This is a genomic window from Lachnospira eligens (assembly GCF_009680455.1).
In the GTDB taxonomy this organism is placed as follows: domain Bacteria; phylum Bacillota; class Clostridia; order Lachnospirales; family Lachnospiraceae; genus Lachnospira; species Lachnospira eligens_A.
On the sequence record NZ_WKRD01000001.1, the window covers coordinates 214929 to 233626 of the forward strand.

The window sequence follows — 18698 nt, forward strand, 5'->3', positions numbered from 1 at the left end:
CATTACTTATGGTCGCACTTCATGCACTGGCTCGATTCTTTGTCAGTTTCTTTCTTGTAAAATGCACATGACCAGTCGCATATACTTTGCAATATCGGCATTACAGACAAGCCCTTTTCCGTAAGTGAATATTCAACTCTTGGCGGAATCTCGTCATATGATTTCCTTGATACAATATCATCAGCAATCAGTGCTTTTAATGTTGTTGAAAGAACTGCATCTGTAATATTCACCAGTTCTGCCCTTAACTCACTATATCTTAATATCTTCTTATCCGCCAGAACACATATAACTCTTGATTTCCATTTGCCTCCAAATACTTCCAGGCCGTATTCCAATGGACATCTGATATCTGATTCTAATTTCTTGTGATACATACACCTCTCCTTTGTTTTTGGCATTTCTTTATAATATCATAATAACAATTATTTTAAAATCAAGTGTGTATGTCAGATTTTTATATATTCATCGTCATATATGGGGGAATGCATATAATTCCATCTTTTACAATTAAATTTCTTGGATGAATAATATAACTTTCGTATTCGTTTTTTCCAAATTCTTCTCAGATGGTAGACTTTCCAATACGTCTGGCGCCTTCTATCAGTAAAGCTTTTTCCCCTGACATTCATTTTTCCATTCCAGTAGTTTTTTATATATTTTTCTTTTTAATATCATGGTTCCTCCAGATTATGCGCATATATGTTAGTTCTAATTTTTATGATTATACGCACATTCTAAACAGGTTTTGAATTTATTTGCAGGGAGGCTTTTATATGTCAATGAATATTAGCAGTTTTATTCGGACGGAGATTTACTGAATGCAAATGGTGTTACAGGTATGGATGTTACTGTAATCGTTTAAGTGGTACATGGACTTTAGAACAATATGAAGGACAGTACAGAGCTGCTATGTACGCAGCCGTAAAATCAGTCAATCCAAATTTGAAGCCCGGACAAGCATTTGATACAGGCATTCTTGATAATGTCACAAGAGAATCCATAGAAGCTACACTTGTCCAAAATGGTAACAGACTCGTTCGTAATTCTATTGATGTATCGGTATAAAAGGGAGAAACGTATAGACTTCAAAAAGGCGGCAAATCATCTCAACATATTGTTGATGATTTGCCACCTCGACTTTTAACACTGATACCGTATCCACACCGCATCACTGTCAAATTTTTTAGAAAGATAGGAAAGTTCATCCGCTGCAGTTTTTCGGGTTATCCCTGTCTTTACATCTTCTGTTTGCTCCACAACCTGCTTTTCTGTGGTTTCCTTAGCATTATTTTTCCGTATATTACCGGTATAAGCATTTGTGTAAATATTAGAGTAATTGTTTACACCTGTAACTGCCATACTAACATCTCCTTTCGTATTACAAAGCTTTCATTACCTTTTATTAGCATAATAATCCCAAATACCATTAAGCATTTTCCGATTACCATCTGATACATTCAGATTTAGCCTTAAATCTTTCCAATCACCCAAATACTGCTGCGATAATTTCTGGTTATCCGACTGGATGGCGGATAAAAATGCCTGATATGCCGAATTTTTGATAACCCCCTTTTCTTTAGATTTTGCAGTATTTTCCTGGTTCTCACCTATGTTCTGTTCATTTGCTGTCTGTTCACTTTCTTTATGGTAAACTACCGATGGTGTAAAATCCTGTAATTCTGACCAGATTTCTGTGGAAGTTGCCATAAAATTACTGTGGTTTTCATATGCCTGATTCAGCATATCCAGTTCTTTTTCTTTGGTCAATTCCTCAATTTTGCCCGATTCTGTCACATAATACTCCAGCTCATAATCTTGTTCCGCATATTTTTCTTCAATGCTGTTTTTCATTTTGTTATATGCTGTCGCCATTCTGTTTACATGATGTTCAAAGGAATCGGACTTTACACTCTCTGTATCTTCTTTGACAAATATATCCGTCACTTCCCTCTCAAAACGGTTCTGATAATCCATAGAGCTGACAGAAGATAAATACCTAAATCTCTCCTGCCCCGTTTTAGAAATAGATACTGTATCTGTATACTGTGTCATCTTCTTTTCTAAATCTGCTGGAAAATTTTGCTTCGTATTTTTCCTGCTGTTATGTTCGATTGCAGAATATGTAATATTTGTATTATTGTAAATCTTCATAGCTGTTTCCTTCCCAGATAAATACCATTAGACTCTAATATCAATCGGCACATACCTTTTAATTGTCTCTGTTTGTACCATTTCTGCTGCCTCTAAACTATCTGTAACAAGCTGCTCCTGCAAAACCTCGTCTGGAAGTTCTTCCATATTCTCCATAGTTTTTTCCGTCATCTGCTCTGTCATTTCTTCGGTTGTCTCCGAAAGTTCGTCCATGATTTCAGACATCATGCCCTTGTTTTCCTCTGTTCCAAGAGCTTCATCCACCATTTCTTCCTTTCGTTCTTCTTCTGTTTTAGGCTTATTCCTCTCAGCAGCTTCCGCAATCTTTTCGCCATGTTCTTCTGCCTCGTCCATGACATGAAACATCTGCGAATTATTATACTCCTGATTTGCTGCCGCAATTTCATTCTCATAATTATGAAACATTTCCAGCTTTTCAGAGATTTCTTCCAAAGTGTCAGCCTTTCGGTTTTTCAGATTTTCTTTTTGTGCTTCAAAAAAAGCCACCTTATTATCCCGTTCCTGCTGTCGCTGCAATTTTTCCTGTGTACTTTTCAACATATTAGAACTATTAAATCTATTTATTAATAAACCTCCACCGGATAAATTGACTGTAAAACTCATCTGGTTCCTCCTTCCCGACAAATTAATACAAAAGATTTTTCTTCTTGTCATTTAGGCTTAACATACTATACTTCCTTATCTATCTTACGTGACGTTAGAGAGGAATCCGTTTTAGAATATGTACCATTGTTTGTATACGTTGCACTTGCCCGGTTTGCAGCATTTGATATACCAGCTGCTTTCTGGGCTGTTTTGCCTGCAAAGGAATTGTAACCTGTAAAAATCGTTTTCAATGAACTGATATCTGCTTTCTTCAATTCATCTTCATCCAGCTCCAGCTTATTCCCCTTTCCTATGGTAATACCTATTTTAGAAAGTAAATGACTGGTTTTGTCTGTCATGCCTGTCATCCATGAAGCATTTCTAAGGACATCTTTTGTATTGGATTCTCCTGCCTCCTTAACAACATCATTATAATCATCAATAAAAGATTTCACTTTTTTGGTAATTGCATCCCAGTCATAATCCTCTACCTCTGTTTCTTCCCCGGTCTTTTCATCCTTCTTTTTTATTTTCTTTTTTTCCCAGAGTGACGCATCGTTTAGTGCATCTGCTGATTTTTTCAGGGAATCCGCACTTGTTTTCATCAGTGTAAGCTTCTGTGAAGTATCGCCTTTACCCGATAATTTTTCTGCATCCTGCTTTGCATAATATGCTTTCATAAGTTTTCCATAGCTTCCGTTTTTAATCGCAGCATAATCAGAAAGCATATTGGTGTTTCCTACGGATGAACTGTCGGAAGTTCCTCCAAATAATGCGGAATAATCTACATTTCTGTTATATTTACTTGTGTAATCACTAAAACTCTTAATCTCTGACATAATACCATTCTCCTTTACCAACTATAAACGAATATCAATCGATGTATACACTGCCTGCTGTGTTGCATTCTGCGCATTTTCCAGAGTCGGTGTTTCTACTGTCACCTGTGTTTCCCCTTTGATATCCGTATTCTTTACGCTGTCTGTCTCCTCTGCCGCAGCCCCCGCAGATTCCTGTGTTTTCTCGGATTTATCAGTATTGTTCTTTGTTGCAGTGTCTTCTGTATTGCTGTTCTCTGCTTTTGCAGCTTCTTCTACTGATTTATTTGCATCTATAAGTGTAGACATCTGTGCTGCTGTCGCAGACTGTGCCTTTGCCTGCAGCTCTGCCAGTTCTTCTTCCTTCTTCTCAGTATTTCCTTTTCCGGCATCCTGTTTGATTTCAGATTCAAGCACACTGGCACGTCCCTGTATCTGTGTTGCCATACTTCCCTGCACCTTTGCCTGTTTCATGGAAGAATCTGCGGAGATCATCGCCTGCATACTTGCCTGTGACAATCCGGTGTCTTTCTTTTTAGAAGTGCTACTTGTTCCAGCCACCATATCATCCATAGATGACGAATTTTTACTCTGCTGTTCCTTTCTCTGCTCGATCTGGTGCTGTCTTAACTGCTGATTGAGATTGTTAATCTCCTGCTGTATCTCCTGACGCTTTTTCATCTTATCCTCTAATGACATTTCTTCATTCGATGATAAATCCTGTAGCTTCTGCTGTGCATTTGCAATCTGATTCTGAATATTTTTACTTACAGAATCATTCCCCTGTGTCATTCCCATTGTTCCTGTCTGCGTATTTGTCCCACTAAATCCATTGATTCTCATTGTATTGTCCTCCTTGAGCTTAAATTCTGAAATCCGTTTCCTTAAAAATCTGTACAACATGATTTCTCTTTACTGATTCTTTCGGCATATCTTTCTTTACAATAAACAGCGATGTTGTGAACCGCCCTTTTTTTGTTGTGAAGCAAATAAAAAACACTAAATATTCTGATGTTTCACAGATTACTTAGTGCTTTTTGTCCTTATTCTACCTGTAACATAATACTTAGAACCACTTCCTGATTCTCCTGCTCTAAAGATATATCTCCCATATACATCCTTGCAACCCTCCGGATATTATGCAGTCCAATTCCATGCTCCTTCCCTGATTTCGTTGTTTCCGGCAGGTCACTGTCCTTATAATTTAACTCTCCCTCATATCTGTTCTTTATGGTTATCATAAAAATACTGTTTTTCCGAAAAGAAGAGAGACTGATATAAGGATTTTCTCCACTTACATTTTCCATACAGTTATCCAGTGCATTGTTTAAGATCACGCTTAAATCAAATGCATTTAATTTCGTATCCCCCGGATAATGAAAATCTGATATAAAACGAATCTGCTTTTCCTTTGCTTCTCTTAACTTTTCCATCAGAATCACATCAATGACAGGACTCCCCGTTTTTATCTCGGGAGATATTTCATTCCACTCCTTTTTCAAATGCTCCATATATTCTGCTGCATCATCCATATGATTCTCTGCCACAAGATGTTCCAGCATCTGTATATGATTCCCCATGTCATGACGCAGGCTGCGGATATCCTGATACAGCTTTTCCACTTCCCCGATATGCTTTTTCATGTCACTGACCTGATTTAATACCAGCTCCTGCCCTGTCTGTTCTTCCTGTGCCACCTTCCAGTTTTGAAACATCGTAGTCATAACAAGAATTGCTATGATAGAGATAAAATAATGCACGAAGCTTAAAGCTCCATAAAATCCATAGGTATCTGTCAGGCTCTTTCCTGTATCTTTTTCATAAATATTCAGATAATATTGTAGAATGCCATACCCTGTAACTCCCACGAGAGAAGGTATGATAAGCATTACCAGCTCTTTGACGCTCATTTCATCATTTTTGTATACATATGCTTTATTGATCAGACCGATTGCAACTGCAAGGAAAACGATACAAAGCACAATATCCAGAATTCTCGTTCCAGCATAAAGTACATATTGCAGCCATTGTCTTCCTGCAATCGTATTTCCAAAAACCAGAGCTTTTGTGATAAAATCATCCATTCTGCCTGCCATTGCAACCGCAAGCCAACGGATAGAAAAAAATGTCACTGCAAGAAATATTTTCTGATAAATGTTTCTTCTGTCCTGTACATACATCACAAGAAATGCAGCCACAACTCCCAGCATATATGCAGAAAAATTGCCAATCTGCTGCGGTATCAGATACAGCACAGACATAATTCCAATATAAACAATACTGACCAGAGCAGCTTCCCTTTTCTTTTTCATATATGGATATACAAAAACACCAAAACAGATTCCTGTAATAATCAAAATTGCAATAACAGAAAACTTCGATGTGATCATCCAACATCTTTCCACTAAACTCATCTGACTTCATTTCCTTTCCTCTGGTTATACTTCAGATATTGCTTCACAAACTCTGGATAATTCTTTTTTGCAATCAATGCAGTTCCATTTTTCATAGTTACACAAGTTGCATCATATTTTTCTACATATTTAAAATGTACAAGATAGGCTCTGTGTGTTCGGAAAAAATCTGTTCCTGCCATATCACTTAATTCCTGTAATTTACCATAGTATTCAATATCCGTACTTCGTGTATGGATAATAACTTTCCGGTTATACACCTCGGCATACACAATATCACGCAGAAAAATCTTTATATGACTTCCGGCGGTCTGTACCATAATATACTTTTCGTCTTTTTCAAGTCTGGAACTCCTTTTTATGTTATGGACTGCCTTTGTCACAACCTCTTTCAATTTCTCATCGGAAAATGGCTTAACCAGATAATGAAATGCTCCGACATCAAATGCCTGAAAAACATACGCCTCTGCTGCTGTCACAAAAATGAGTATCATATCCTCATTGTCCTGACGAAGCACCTTTGCCGTTTCCATCCCATCCATTCCCGGCATCTGAATATCCAGAAAAAGAATATCCGGCTTACTGCCACTTGCGATCAGTTCATCACCCGATAAATATTTATCTATAACCGCATCTGGCAATAACTTTTTTATCTTTTTCTCCAGTATCTGAACCATAGATACTTCATCATCACAGATAGCTATTTGCATATTGTCACTTCCTTGCTTACATATATTTATAGCTATTATATCGGATAAGTTCTTGCAATATCTATCTGGAATGTTGTGAAATGACCTTTTTTTGTTGTGAAAAGGGGCTGTGGCGAATGAATGATCATCATGACCAGATAATCCAGACCCATTTTTTCCAAAGTCTCATCAATACTCTTGGCTGCCGACTCATTGGTCTTATGCTCCGCAGCGACCTTCGATACGACAAAAAGCTGCTCTCTCGGCACACCACAGGTTCTGACACCTTCACCGACACCGCGCTCATTACCGTAAGCCTGCGCTGTATCAATATGACGGTAGCCCGTTGCAACAGCAGCCCTAACTGCATCTGCCGCGTCCGCATCATCAATAAACCATGTTCCAAGTCCAAGCTTTGGTATCTCCACACCGTTGTTCAATGTATAATTTTTGCTCAAAACACTCATCAGTTCTTACCTAAACCTTTCAATTAATCTTCTTTCCATACTTCCTTAGCCATGTTGAATACAGCCCATGCCTTTGGCCATCCCGCATAAAATGCTACATGAGTGATAACAGCAGCAATCTCCTTTGCTGTAACTCCGTTATTCTTAGCATTTTCAAGATGATACTTAAGTGATGAATCTGTCACTCCTGATGACATCAGCGCAACTACTGTGATTATGCATCTTGTCTTTAAATCAATATCTTCGTTGTTCCAGTTCTCCCCGAAAAGCACATCATCATTAAAATGTGCAAACTCCGGTGCAAACTCTCCCAACGCATTTTTTCCTGCTGTCTGTACAATCTTAGCCATTGTAATTCTCCATTCCTGCCATATAAGACACTATCCTAATCTGTTATATTCTTCATCAGTTACAGGCTCACACCATTCATTACTTGTATTCTCGCCCGGAATCTCTGCAGCAATATGTGAAAACCAGCTGTCCTTCTTAGCTCCATGCCAGTGCTTAACTTCTGGTGGAATTGCGATTACAGTTCCAGGCACAAGGCTTACAGGCTCCTTGCCCTCTTCCTGATACCAGCCCTCTCCAGCTGTACATATAAGCATCTGTCCTCCGCCCTTTGTTGCATGATGGATATGCCAGTTATTACGGCATCCCGGCTCAAAAGTCACATTTGCAAGAAAAAGCCCGCACTTAGGATCAGTCAGCGGATTCAGAAAAGAATCACCAATAAAATACTTAGCATATGCTGTATTTGCCTGACCTGTTCCGAAAACATTCTGCTTTTCAAAATCATCCTTATCCATAAATTTCATGATAATAACACCTCTTCTTTCATAAAAATGTAAATTATTTGATACCTGTATGATACGACTTGAAGTTAGCTTTAGGGCAAGAGGTTTATGAGATTTTATATAATTTTTTGCACAAATGTTATGTCTGGTCTTCCGCTCTGGTGCACCGACTTGCGTTTTGGACTTCCGCGTGCCTCCCCTCCGCCTCAACGTCCAATCTGCCGCTCTTTCTCGCCCCACCACGCAAAAAAGGCGGATTGCAAAGCAATCCGCCAGTCTCATTCCGCCAATTCTAATCCGCCAGTCCAATTCCACTATTTCCATGCCAGTCATCAGCCAATTCCACCAAGTAAAGCACCTGCAATAAGTGCAACAAGTGAAAGTGGAACAAGGACATATTTGCCGAGTGGTACAAACCACTTTCCAATAGGCTTATCTGCACCTGCATTAACAGCATCAACAGCAAACTTCTTTCCTGCGACCCAGAAGAACATAATTGCTGCGAGCATTGCGCCAAGTGGGCAGATGTAGATAGATACTGCGTCCATCCAGCCTGATACAATACCCTGTATTACAAGTGACACAACACAGCCAGCCACTGCGATAATTCCAACAGATGCAACACGGTTAAGCTTAAGCTTCTCCTGAATAGTTGCAACCGGAGCTTCATACAGATTAACAAGTGAGCTCATGCCGGCAAACAGAACACATACATAGAATACAATTCCTACAATCTTGCCACCCGGCATACCATTAAATACATTTACAAGATAGATAAACATAAGTCCGGGACCACCTGAAGATAACTCGGCACCGCCTGCTGCCATACCCGGAATAATAACAAATGCAGCTAATAAAGCAGCAATAGTATCAAAAACTGCAACATTTCTTGCAGAAGACACAACATTTTCCTTATCACTAAGATATGAACCATAGATAACAGTTCCGTTACCTGCGATAGACAGTGAGAAGAATGCCTGACCAAATGCATATATCCAGAGCTTTATATCAAGAAGTCCCTTAGGATTAAGAGTAAAAATGTATTTATAACCTGCACTTGAACCTGGAAGTGTGAAAATGTATATTCCAAGACCTACAAACATGATAAAAAGCAAAGGCATCATGACCTTGTTTGCTTTCTCAATTCCGCCTGCAATACCAAGTGCCATAATAACAGCAGTTACAACCATCGCGATTATAAGCCACATATTATTGCCAAATGCGCTTGCTGTACTTCCAAACATACCACCAATAGCTGACATATCATTGCCCATTGCTGAAAGCTTTCCAGAAAATGCAAGATAAGTATATTTGAATATCCAGCCAACAACTACAGTATAGCCCATTGCCAAAGCCAGTGAGCCAAGCACAGGAATAAAACCAATTGCCTCACCTGCTTTTCTCTTTCCTGTACGCATCTGCATACAGTCACCAAATGCTTTAATAGGTCCACCCTTAGTCGCACGGCCAAGTGCCATCTCCTCGATAACACCTGTTGAACCTATCAATATTACAAATAATACATAAGGTATTAAAAATGTCATACCTCCCCATGCAGATACCATATATGGAAAACGCCATATATTTCCCATTCCTACTGCCGAACCGATACAGGCAAGAATAAAACCTGTACGGCTCTTAAAGCCATCTCTTTCCAATTCAATTCCGTTATTTCCCATAGCTTTAATTCCTTTCTTCCTCATATTGCCAATAGCACATCACTTGTCTGTACCAAAGATTCTTCATGAACGCTCATACGCAAAAAAGGCAAAGAAACCATTACCCCTTCCGGGTCATGGCTCCTTTGCCTTTAATGTCTGTATAATATACCATTGTGTTATTCCTGTAAAATACATGTTGGTTATAAAACCATAACCAGAAATAATAGTTAAACTACATAATCCACATCTGTGCCAGATACATCACAACTGGCATTGTAATAATTGAAAACAGCGTTGACAGGCAGACCATACATACTGCCCGCTCATAATCCTGCCCGAATTTCTGTGCAAATATTGCCGTACTCGTTCCAACCGGTGTTGCCGCAGCAATTAGTGTAATCATTCCAATCTGACCGTGTCCCGCCGGTATAATATAAAGCACAAGCAGTGTAAGCAGCGGAATTATTATAAGCCTGACAAACGATGCCAGATACAGGGACGGATTAAGCAGTAAGTCACGGATCCTGACACATGACAGATAATATCCCAGTACTATCATGGCTGCAGGTGTATTAAGTGCCGCAACTCCAGCCATCGTGCTGTTTATTACACCTGGCAGTTTAATTCCCGTAATAAAAAGAAACAGTCCTATAACAAGTGATATTGTCACAGGATTGACGAATACCTTTTTTATATTTATCATATCCTTGCGGCGGGTTATTATCACAATTCCATATGTCCACTGCAACAGATTAAGAATACTTGCAAATGATGCAACATAGAATGCCGCTTCATTTCCAAATACCGCAGTTACAAGTGGAATTCCGATAAATCCTGCGTTACAGAAAGCAGTTCCAAAGTTGTCTATCGGCTTTCGCATGCCGTATATTATATATGATACAGCTATCGCCACTGCAAATGCAGCTACAGCCAGTACCGCCGACATAAGAAGTCCATACAGCTTCTCCATCGTGAAATCTGTTATATAGCTTCTTATAATTACACACGGAATAACCGCATACAGCAGAATATTGGCCATATCCTTACTGCCATGTTCTGTAAGCAGACCTGTTTTAGACAGAATCAGTCCCAGAATCATAAGAATAAACATTATAAATGTCTGCGTTAATAATATTTGTGTTATCATAATCGTAAATATCCTGATTTCTATATTATGTTAATTGTAATTTTTATAAAATACTACATACAAGAGAGGTGCGAACATGGAATTATATCAGCTCAGGCAGTTTCAGTCTGCCGCTAGACACAAGAATATGACCCGTGCTGCCGGTGAATTGTGCATAGCACAGCCAGCATTAAGCAAGACAATCCATAAGCTTGAAGAAGAATTTGGCGCACAGCTTTTTATCCGTAATAAAAAAGGGCTCGAATGTACCCGTCAGGGAGAAATTCTGCTTGAATATGCAGACAGAATACTGGCTCTTTCAGAAGATGCTGCGCGTGCTGTCAGTGAAAGTCTTGGCGATGCAGGCGAAATAAGGCTCTGTCTCCGCTCAAGTGCAGTTCTTGTCAGCAATGTACTTAAAGATTTTATCCATGAGCACCCTCATGTCAGCTTTTCAATATCTTCTGAACCAAAAGGTTGTGACCTGCTGATTGACTCTGTCTCATCAGCTTATGATATTCCAGACAATGCACATCTTCTTATGACAGAAGAAATCTGCCTTGCCGTTTCATCATCACATCCACTTGCCCATACCGGACACATATCAGTAGAACAGATGATGGACGAGAAATTCATTGACCTTGCAGATACTCCATCTTATGCCGGAGTGTTCAATTCAATATTCAGTAAATGTAAGAAAACTCCTCAGATAGCCTACTCATGCAATGATTACATATTACAGGGCAAACTCATAAGTCTCGGTCTTGGAGTATCATTTGTTGCCTCTGTAACATGGACAAGCAGCAGCCTTCCTGAAAACATAAGCCTGCTGCATATAGATGACTGTCCACATTTCAGAAGCATTTATTATCAGCCGCTTGGCTCATTCTGCTCAGAAAATCAGCGAATCTTCGAGCACCAGCTTGAAGAATATTTCAAAAATTTGAATAATTAATGCACCTCTAATGGTGTGTCTTCACCGGCTGCAAACTGCACAACACTCTTAACTGAAGACTCAACCATGTCAGACACAGCCTGATCTGTGAAAAATGCAACATGAGGTGTGACAATAGTATTCTGGAAAGACTTAAGTATGATGTAATCGTGATTAACAACAAGGTCATCATACTTACGGTCTGTACGGATAAATTCATCCTCACCCTCACAGCAGTCAGTTCCAACTGAACCAATCTTGCCACTCTCAACAGCCTCAATCAGATCCTTTGTATCAACAAGCGCGCCCCTTGCCGCATTTATAAGGATAACGCCATCCTTCATCTTTGCAATTGAATCCTTATTAATCATATGATATGTCTCATCGCTTAAGAAAGTATGAAGCGAGATAATATCTGCTCTGGCATACAATTCATCAAGAGTTACATACTCAACATTTTCAAGGTCTTTTGCAGGGTATGGGTCATACGCAATAATCTTACATCCAAATCCTGAAAGATTCTTAATCACTGCCTTTCCAATTCTTCCTGTTCCGATAATACCTACTGTCATATTCTGCATTTCACGTCCACATATAGGACCAAGTGAATAATCTGCTGTGTGTGAACGCATCATTACATACAAAGCCTTGCGGATACACATAAGCATTAGCATTACTGTATAATTGGCAACTGAATATGGCGAATATCCGCTGTGTGCAACACGGATTCCAAGTCGCTTTGCTGCCTCAAGGTCAACACTGTTATATCCGATTGTCCTGAAACCGATGTACTTTACACCTTCTGCTGCAAGCTTTTCAAGAACAGGTGCTGACAAGTCACACATGCCATCGCACACCGACATAGCCTCACAGCCTTTGACACTTTCTATATCATCTGCTGTAAATCCGCTCCTATTAATCTGTAATTCCACCTTGTATACATTTGCAAATGTATCAAAATACTGTTTTTCATCTTGACGAACGCTGAATGCTGCTATCTTCATAACTTTTCACTCCTCCTACTTAATCCACTCATATGTAAATTTTCCAAGAATTTCGATTCCCTTAACAATCTGCTCATCAGAAGGTGTCGAATAATTAAGTCTGAATCCATTAGACTTCTGGCTCTCATCTGCTAAGAACGCTGCTCCCGGAACTGAGAGAACACCTCTGTTAATAGCCTCCCTTACAAATGGTGCAGAATCCATTCCCTCTGGCAAGAATGCCATTACGAAAAGTCCGCCCTCAGGGTGACCGAAGGTTACTGAAGGATGGAATTCCTTCTTCATGCACTCCATCATGAGATTACATTTGTGCTCATACACCTTTCTTGAATCCTCAAGATGTTTGTCGAAATCATAGTTATTAATATATTCATTACAAATGTACTGGAAAAGGACAGTTGAATGTACATCTGTGCATTGCTTTGCAACTGTAAGCGGTCCTGTGAGCGACTTGTTAAACACAAGAAAACCAAGACGGAATGCAGGTGCCATTACCTTTGAGAAGCTTCCTGCATATATAACCCTGCCCTCTGTATCCATCGACTTGATAGTTGGCACATTTTCACCTGCAAATCTTAATTCACCGTAAGGATTATCCTCTAATATTGCGATATCATATTTGCAGCAAAGCTCATATACTTTTTTTCTCTTCTCAAGAGAAGTTGTAATTCCTGTAGGATTCTGGAAAGATGGAATTGTGTATAAAAGCTTTGCATCAGGATTAGCCTTTAAAGCCTCCTCAAGCGCACTTATATTCATTCCGTCCTGCTCCATTGGGATTCCTACAAGCTTTGCACCGTAAGAACGGAATGTATTAAGGCAGCCTACAAATGCAGGCTCTTCAGTAAGCACAACGTCTCCTTCATTAACAAGTGCCTTAGTTGTAAGGTCCGCACACTGCTGTCCGCCTGACACTATGAAAAGCTCATTATTCTCGAAATCAAAGCCTTCCTTCTTCTCAAGATATTTCTTCATAGTATCACGCAGAGGTGTATAACCTTCACTCAGTCCATACTGTAATAAAGAAACCGGATTCTCGCCAAGTCCCTTTGCTGCTATCTCTTCTATTTCCTTACATGGGAATGTCTCTGCTGACGGATTGCCACCACCAAAAGATATAATATCCTTGCTTGCTCCTAACTTAAAAAGTTCTCTTATCATCGAACCATGAACACCTGATAAACGATTAGAAATCTCGTATTCCATATATATTTCCTCCTTAAAATACTTGCTAATGCAAAAAAGAGCCAGAATCCCCTAAAGACTTCCGGCTCCTTTGCCCTTGATAAATATATCATACCCCCATGTGTCATTCCTGTAAAATACATGTTGGTTATAAAATCATAAATCATAGCAATAGTTATTATTCGTATTTTTTGTATACTTGTTTATTATATATTGTTATGATATAATCCCTAGTGCTACCCCTCCCATACCTGGTAGAGAAAGGAGGTGGATTGCTTGGATGCACTAGTGTCCTTGATTATCTCTATCTTGGCAAATATAGCTTCTTACTATATCTGCAAATGGCTGGACAGAGATAACAGACGGTAGCCAGCCTGGGGACTAAGCCACCCTGCCAGAACGGAATAGAAAACCCCACGAGCCCTAACTCGTGGGGTTTTCGTAGATTGCTTGAATGCACTACTTGTATCCAATGACATTCTATCACATGCCATCAGACATTACAAGTATATTCTTTTTCTTTTCAAATATTATAAAATTATCAGACAACTTTTCACTCATCCCCACACAGTCTCACCATTAATATAATCAGTCATAAAATATACAATCTTGTTCCAAAGCTCATACTCTACAATATGTCTTGTTTCTTTAATTATCCTGAGACATTTTTTAATTACATCGGATGCATCATCTTCTGCAAGTTCTAACAACTTTTTATATGTCTTATACCCCTCATTTTTTTCTTTCTCTGTCCATCTCACTTCTTCGGTATCCTCTATTTTATTAAGAAAAATATACATAAATACCGGCATATCTTTTTCCTGTCTCCATTCCATACATTTATCCTCCATAAAATATGTCATCCTTCCACTGCCATCATAATAAGTATCAATCCAAAAAAAGTAATGCAAAAATACATTAGCACTACATACATATGATCACCTCTTTGTTAAAAACACTATCATATTCACTTTAAACCAACTTTAAATTGTATTTTAAGTCTCTCTGTGCTACTATTTAAGCATAAGAGTTAAATCTAACTTTAGGTCAACCCAATAATAGTGAACATTTTGTGAATTTTATTATCACATTTGTAAAAAACTAATATCATGTAAGCAAGGCTTACGGAAAGCAGGTGTATTATGTACACAATAGGACAGGTTTCAGAAATGTTTAATCTTCCCGTTTCAACATTAAGATATTATGATAAAGAAGGATTATTCCCTTTTATGCAGCGTGCCTCTGGAATAAGACAGTTCTCTGACACAGAAATTGCTGCTCTTAAGCTTATTGAATGTCTCAAAAAATCAGGTCTTGAAATCCGCGACATCAAGCAGTTTATGGAATGGTGTCAGGAAGGCAGCAGAACTTACGAACTCAGAAAACGGCTTTTTGAGAGACAGAAAGCCGCTGTTGAAAAAGAGATGAAAAAAATGCAGGAAACTCTTGATATGCTTACTTTCAAGTGCTTCTATTACGAGCAGGCTATCAAGGACGGCAACGAGGACGGAATACATTCAATGCTTCCAGACAAGCTCCCCGCCGATATTCAGGCTGCCTACGACAACTCACACAAATAATTATTAATTGCTTATTATATTTAACACAAAATATGGAGGCTAATATATGTTCAAATCTTTAGAAGTTAAATATCCTAAGTTTTATCAGGTATTCAGATTTATTATAGTTATAATTGCTTCCGTGCTGTACGCATGGAATTTAAGATGCTTTGCCAAAGTCGCAGACCTACTGCCAGGAGGCTTTTCAGGAGTCTCCCTGTTATTTCAGGCAATCGGACTGCGCTTCTTTCATATCAGCATCCCATTTACAATATTCAATGTAGCACTGAACATTTTCCCCGCCTACATTGCATACCGCTACATTGGCAAGAAGTTTACCATCTACTCAATCGTGGTAATTATACTTTCCAGTGTGCTTGTTGATGTTCTTCCTCCATACATTTTTACAGAAGACATCCTGCTTATAAGCGTGTTTGGTGGCATTATCAACGGATTTGCAATAAGCCTGTGCCTCAATGTCGGCACTACCACAGGTGGAACTGATTTCATAAGCATTTATTTTTCTCATATTAAAGGAATAGACGCATGGAACTATATTCTTCTTGGTAATGTTGTGATTCTGCTCATCGCAGGCGGACTGTTTGGCTGGTCAATCGCGCTCTACTCAATAATATACCAGTTCTGTAGCACTCAGGTAATCCAGTTCATGTACAAACGCTACCAGAAGATGACATTATTCATCATTTCTGACAAATCCGAAGAAATCTACCACGCCATAAAAAATACAACCAACCACGACGCCACGCTTTTCAAGGGAATCGGCTGCTACGAGGAAAAAGAGCGCACGCTCATATACTCAGTAATCAACTCCGAAGCGAAACGTGAGCTTATCACATTGATTCGCTCAATTGACAAGCACGCATTTATAAATGTGGTAAAAACCGAAGAGCTTGACGGCAGATTTAACGATATTCCACATGATTAATCAGGACACAGAATATTCGCACTCATACCATATTTTAGTCAAATTTCTCCAATAAACTATAGACAATCAATTAACATACACTAAAGAAATGGAGAGATGACTATGATTAAATTAAATAAAATCAAAAGGAATTGCATAGCCGCAGTTATTCTTACTATGTGTCTTATGACTGCTGGCTGTGCCAGAAATTCAACTTCAACTACTACTGCATCAGGCGGTGAGACTACCATCACTTCAGACATTACTAAAGAAGACACAGATGTAACACACGCAGATGATGCTGAGAATTACAGAGTCTCCATTACAGGTGATTTCACTGTGACATCTGATACATCAGACGGAGTTACACAGTCAGGTTCTGTATACACAATCACAAAGGCTGGTGAATATACAGTAACAGGACTTTTATCAGAAGGACAGCTTATCGTTGACGCAGGTGATGAGGACGAGGTCACTATCGTATTGAACGGAACATCTATCACATGCTCAAGTGGTTCACCTATATACGTTAAAAATGCTTCCAAAGTCGAGATTAAATCAGAAGAGAATTCATTTAACGAAGTAATTGACAATCGTACCGAAGCTACAGAAGATTCTTCTGATGACGCTGGCAACGCAGCAATCTATGCAACATGCGATTTAAAACTCGTCGGCAAAGGAGCCTTAGTTGTAACAGGTAATTACAATAATGGTATCCAGAGCAAGGATGACCTTTCTATTAAAAATGTGATTGTTAAAGTTACTGCTGTGAACAACGCAGTCAAAGGCAACAATGCCGTTGATATTGAATCTGGAAATATAATTGCAATCTCCGCTAAAGGCGATGGCATCAAGACTTCTAACAGCAATATTTCTAACAAGGGCAACCAGAAGGGAATCGTTACAATCACTGGCGGTAACATTGATGTATATGCAGCCTGTGATGGTATAGACGCAGCCTACGTGGTAGATATATCAGGTGACGGTAACTTAAACATCTATACAGATACTTACTCTGAATATAGTGAAGAAGTTACTTCTTCAGGCAGTTCTTCAGGTACATCTACCAGTCGTAACAGTTCTGCTAACAAGACTGCTTCTGCCAATACTGTTTCTTATGTGGCAGCTTCTGACACTATCGCCAACGCACCTGGCGGCTCTGGTGGTGGCAACATGGGTGGCATGGATGGTCAGAACGGTGGTAATGCTCCTGATATGAACGGCGGTTCCGGTGGTAATAAGGCCGGCGGCAACCGTCCAGGAATGCCTGGTGACTTTAATAAATCCGGTAATTCTTCTGGACAGTCCTACTCAACTAAGGGTATTAAAGCTGAAAGCGAAATAAATATTTCAGGCTTTACAATTAACATAAGTTCAACAGATGATGGTATCCATGCCAACTCTGACTCAGGTGTACTTGAAACCGGTGAAGACGGCAAAGGAACTATTGTTATCAATGGTGGTTCAATTACAATTTCTTCAGGTGATGACGGCATACACGCTGACAAACAGCTTGATGTCAATGACGGTTACATTAATGTAGTAACTTCATACGAAGGACTTGAAGCCATAACTATCAACTTAAATGGTGGCAAAATATATGTATATGCTACTGATGATGGCATTAATGCCTGCACAGGTGATGGAAAGACTTCTCCAATTGTCAATGTAACAGGCGGATATATAGATGTCACAACTGCGTCTGGTGATACTGATGGTATTGATTCTAATGGAAATTACGTACAGACCGGTGGATTTGTATTAGTTAAAAGCGGCAGTTCATCTGGAAATGTATCAGGATCAATTGATGTAGATGGTACCGTAACGATAACTGGTGGAACATGCGTTGCCCTCGGTGGTGTATGCGAAACACCTGTAAACTCTGTTAATGCTTATGTATTAAGTTCAGTATCCTTCAGTTCTGGAAGATATTCACTTAAAAATTCTTCTGACGACGAAGTAATAAGCTTCACTGTTGATGGTTCATTTATCAACGGCTGGATATGCTCTGACACTCTTGTAACCGGCACAAGCTACACACTCTACCGGGGTTCAGACTCTATTGCAGACTGGACTCAGGAATCTGGAACAATGGGAGCTTCTGGCACTGGCGGCTTTGGCGGTGGCAGACGATAAGATACTTCACATTTACTCTCCTTATTTTCTTAAAACAGTCACTGGATTTTGATATGCCCCCTGTCTACTTGACAGGGGGCATATCATTTTTCTGGTGGCTGTTTTCATATATCTCCCTATATCCCGCATAGCATAAATTCCTAATAAACCTACCAAATCATTATCCACCATTACTTTAGTATGTCAATTAAACATCTTATTTTATTAAATTGTCTTTCAAAACCCA

The 18698-nt window shown here is 39.2% G+C and carries 20 protein-coding genes and 1 pseudogene; 5 read left to right on the forward strand and 16 right to left on the reverse strand.

Translation table 11 applies throughout. The annotated features are described in order from the left end of the window. Nucleotides 1–2 precede the first annotated feature (2 nt). Nucleotides 3–377, reverse strand: a complete 375-nt coding sequence (locus tag GKE48_RS01120) for a winged helix-turn-helix transcriptional regulator (RefSeq protein WP_022097110.1) — start codon at nt 375–377, stop codon at nt 3–5. 535 nt (nt 378–912) lie between these two features. Here GKE48_RS01120 and GKE48_RS15145 point away from each other — a divergent pair. Next, nucleotides 913–1068 carry a DUF3879 family protein gene (locus GKE48_RS15145; protein ID WP_012738471.1) on the forward strand — a complete coding sequence of 52 codons (156 nt, stop codon included), beginning with the start codon at nt 913–915 and terminating at the stop codon, nt 1066–1068. A gap of 75 nt (nt 1069–1143) precedes the next feature. Here GKE48_RS15145 and GKE48_RS01130 read toward each other — a convergent pair whose 3' ends face one another. From GKE48_RS01130 to GKE48_RS01185, 12 genes and pseudogenes are all read right to left on the reverse strand, one after another. Next, the gene (locus GKE48_RS01130) at nt 1144–1362 is read right to left on the reverse strand and encodes a hypothetical protein (protein WP_012738470.1); all 219 of its coding nucleotides are present in this window, start codon (nt 1360–1362) and stop codon (nt 1144–1146) included. A gap of 33 nt (nt 1363–1395) precedes the next feature. Next, a complete protein-coding gene (locus GKE48_RS01135; protein ID WP_012738469.1) occupies nt 1396–2154 on the reverse strand; it encodes a hypothetical protein in 759 nt (252 codons plus the stop codon). A 27-nt stretch (nt 2155–2181) separates the two neighbouring features. Next, nucleotides 2182–2778, reverse strand: coding sequence for a hypothetical protein (locus tag GKE48_RS01140; protein ID WP_012738468.1), 597 nt, complete (start codon nt 2776–2778; stop codon nt 2182–2184). Nucleotides 2779–2843: 65 nt separating this feature from the next. Then, nucleotides 2844–3599: a hypothetical protein gene (locus tag GKE48_RS01145; RefSeq protein WP_243138410.1), complete on the reverse strand. Its 756-nt coding sequence runs from the start codon at nt 3597–3599 to the stop codon at nt 2844–2846. Nucleotides 3600–3620: 21 nt separating this feature from the next. Further along, the gene (locus GKE48_RS01150) at nt 3621–4421 is read right to left on the reverse strand and encodes a FlxA-like family protein (RefSeq protein ID WP_173016868.1); all 801 of its coding nucleotides are present in this window, start codon (nt 4419–4421) and stop codon (nt 3621–3623) included. A gap of 200 nt (nt 4422–4621) precedes the next feature. Continuing rightward, entirely contained in the window at nt 4622–5992 is a 1371-nt protein-coding gene (locus GKE48_RS01155; RefSeq protein ID WP_119226058.1) for a GHKL domain-containing protein, read from the reverse strand. Beyond that, nucleotides 5989–6702: a LytR/AlgR family response regulator transcription factor gene (locus GKE48_RS01160; RefSeq protein WP_154300309.1), complete on the reverse strand. Its 714-nt coding sequence runs from the start codon at nt 6700–6702 to the stop codon at nt 5989–5991. Before GKE48_RS01160 ends, GKE48_RS01155 begins: the two co-directional genes overlap by 4 nt. A gap of 35 nt (nt 6703–6737) precedes the next feature. Continuing rightward, entirely contained in the window at nt 6738–7148 is a 411-nt protein-coding gene (locus GKE48_RS01165; protein WP_154300310.1) for an aldo/keto reductase, read from the reverse strand. 32 nt (nt 7149–7180) lie between these two features. Continuing rightward, nucleotides 7181–7498 (reverse strand): annotated as a pseudogene (locus GKE48_RS01170) (carboxymuconolactone decarboxylase family protein); the annotation flags it as partial. 30 nt (nt 7499–7528) lie between these two features. Continuing rightward, nucleotides 7529–7963: a cupin domain-containing protein gene (locus GKE48_RS01175; protein WP_041687871.1), complete on the reverse strand. Its 435-nt coding sequence runs from the start codon at nt 7961–7963 to the stop codon at nt 7529–7531. Between the two features lie 311 nt (nt 7964–8274). After that, a complete protein-coding gene (locus GKE48_RS01180) occupies nt 8275–9621 on the reverse strand; it encodes a sodium-dependent transporter (RefSeq protein WP_118351510.1) in 1347 nt (448 codons plus the stop codon). Between the two features lie 214 nt (nt 9622–9835). After that, nucleotides 9836–10750: an AEC family transporter gene (locus tag GKE48_RS01185; RefSeq protein ID WP_012738457.1), complete on the reverse strand. Its 915-nt coding sequence runs from the start codon at nt 10748–10750 to the stop codon at nt 9836–9838. Between the two features lie 76 nt (nt 10751–10826). On the opposite strand from GKE48_RS01185, the gene GKE48_RS01190 reads away from it, so the two are divergent. Beyond that, nucleotides 10827–11684, forward strand: coding sequence for a LysR family transcriptional regulator (locus GKE48_RS01190; RefSeq protein ID WP_022098010.1), 858 nt, complete (start codon nt 10827–10829; stop codon nt 11682–11684). Here GKE48_RS01190 and GKE48_RS01195 read toward each other — a convergent pair. From GKE48_RS01195 to GKE48_RS01205, 3 genes are all read right to left on the reverse strand, one after another. After that, complete coding sequence (locus tag GKE48_RS01195; RefSeq protein WP_012738455.1) at nt 11681–12667, reverse strand: D-isomer specific 2-hydroxyacid dehydrogenase family protein; 987 nt, start codon at nt 12665–12667, stop codon at nt 11681–11683. The two genes, GKE48_RS01190 and GKE48_RS01195, sit on opposite strands and share 4 nt — an antisense overlap. Before the next feature lie 15 nt (nt 12668–12682). Next, on the reverse strand, nt 12683–13873 hold the full coding sequence (locus GKE48_RS01200) for an aminotransferase-like domain-containing protein (protein WP_055287030.1): 1191 nt from the start codon (nt 13871–13873) through the stop codon (nt 12683–12685). 536 nt (nt 13874–14409) lie between these two features. Continuing rightward, nucleotides 14410–14688, reverse strand: coding sequence for a hypothetical protein (locus tag GKE48_RS01205; RefSeq protein ID WP_055216218.1), 279 nt, complete (start codon nt 14686–14688; stop codon nt 14410–14412). A gap of 306 nt (nt 14689–14994) precedes the next feature. Between GKE48_RS01205 and GKE48_RS01210 the strand changes: the two genes are divergently transcribed. The 3 genes from GKE48_RS01210 to GKE48_RS01220 all read left to right on the forward strand — a co-directional run bounded on the left by GKE48_RS01210 (nt 14995) and on the right by GKE48_RS01220 (nt 18472). After that, nucleotides 14995–15432, forward strand: a complete 438-nt coding sequence (locus tag GKE48_RS01210; protein WP_055216219.1) for a MerR family transcriptional regulator — start codon at nt 14995–14997, stop codon at nt 15430–15432. Between the two features lie 46 nt (nt 15433–15478). Next, nucleotides 15479–16357, forward strand: coding sequence for a YitT family protein (locus GKE48_RS01215; protein ID WP_055216220.1), 879 nt, complete (start codon nt 15479–15481; stop codon nt 16355–16357). A gap of 102 nt (nt 16358–16459) precedes the next feature. Then, nucleotides 16460–18472, forward strand: coding sequence for a carbohydrate-binding domain-containing protein (locus GKE48_RS01220; protein WP_173016869.1), 2013 nt, complete (start codon nt 16460–16462; stop codon nt 18470–18472). Nucleotides 18473–18698: the final 226 nt, after the last annotated feature.

Bases quoted from the DNA above. Each gene is read 5' to 3' on its own strand.
- GKE48_RS01120 (WP_022097110.1), bottom strand. From the start codon at position 377: ATGTATCACAAGAAATTAGAATCAGATATCAGATGTCCATTGGAATAC.
- GKE48_RS15145 (WP_012738471.1), top strand. From the start codon at position 913: ATGTACGCAGCCGTAAAATCAGTCAATCCAAATTTGAAGCCCGGACAA.
- GKE48_RS01130 (WP_012738470.1), bottom strand. From the start codon at position 1,362: ATGGCAGTTACAGGTGTAAACAATTACTCTAATATTTACACAAATGCT.
- GKE48_RS01135 (WP_012738469.1), bottom strand. From the start codon at position 2,154: ATGAAGATTTACAATAATACAAATATTACATATTCTGCAATCGAACAT.
- GKE48_RS01140 (WP_012738468.1), bottom strand. From the start codon at position 2,778: ATGAGTTTTACAGTCAATTTATCCGGTGGAGGTTTATTAATAAATAGA.
- GKE48_RS01145 (WP_243138410.1), bottom strand. From the start codon at position 3,599: ATGTCAGAGATTAAGAGTTTTAGTGATTACACAAGTAAATATAACAGA.
- GKE48_RS01150 (WP_173016868.1), bottom strand. From the start codon at position 4,421: ATGAGAATCAATGGATTTAGTGGGACAAATACGCAGACAGGAACAATG.
- GKE48_RS01155 (WP_119226058.1), bottom strand. From the start codon at position 5,992: ATGAGTTTAGTGGAAAGATGTTGGATGATCACATCGAAGTTTTCTGTT.
- GKE48_RS01160 (WP_154300309.1), bottom strand. From the start codon at position 6,702: ATGCAAATAGCTATCTGTGATGATGAAGTATCTATGGTTCAGATACTG.
- GKE48_RS01165 (WP_154300310.1), bottom strand. From the start codon at position 7,148: ATGAGTGTTTTGAGCAAAAATTATACATTGAACAACGGTGTGGAGATA.
- GKE48_RS01175 (WP_041687871.1), bottom strand. From the start codon at position 7,963: ATGAAATTTATGGATAAGGATGATTTTGAAAAGCAGAATGTTTTCGGA.
- GKE48_RS01180 (WP_118351510.1), bottom strand. From the start codon at position 9,621: ATGGGAAATAACGGAATTGAATTGGAAAGAGATGGCTTTAAGAGCCGT.
- GKE48_RS01185 (WP_012738457.1), bottom strand. From the start codon at position 10,750: ATGATAACACAAATATTATTAACGCAGACATTTATAATGTTTATTCTT.
- GKE48_RS01190 (WP_022098010.1), top strand. From the start codon at position 10,827: ATGGAATTATATCAGCTCAGGCAGTTTCAGTCTGCCGCTAGACACAAG.
- GKE48_RS01195 (WP_012738455.1), bottom strand. From the start codon at position 12,667: ATGAAGATAGCAGCATTCAGCGTTCGTCAAGATGAAAAACAGTATTTT.
- GKE48_RS01200 (WP_055287030.1), bottom strand. From the start codon at position 13,873: ATGGAATACGAGATTTCTAATCGTTTATCAGGTGTTCATGGTTCGATG.
- GKE48_RS01205 (WP_055216218.1), bottom strand. From the start codon at position 14,688: ATGGAATGGAGACAGGAAAAAGATATGCCGGTATTTATGTATATTTTT.
- GKE48_RS01210 (WP_055216219.1), top strand. From the start codon at position 14,995: ATGTACACAATAGGACAGGTTTCAGAAATGTTTAATCTTCCCGTTTCA.
- GKE48_RS01215 (WP_055216220.1), top strand. From the start codon at position 15,479: ATGTTCAAATCTTTAGAAGTTAAATATCCTAAGTTTTATCAGGTATTC.
- GKE48_RS01220 (WP_173016869.1), top strand. From the start codon at position 16,460: ATGATTAAATTAAATAAAATCAAAAGGAATTGCATAGCCGCAGTTATT.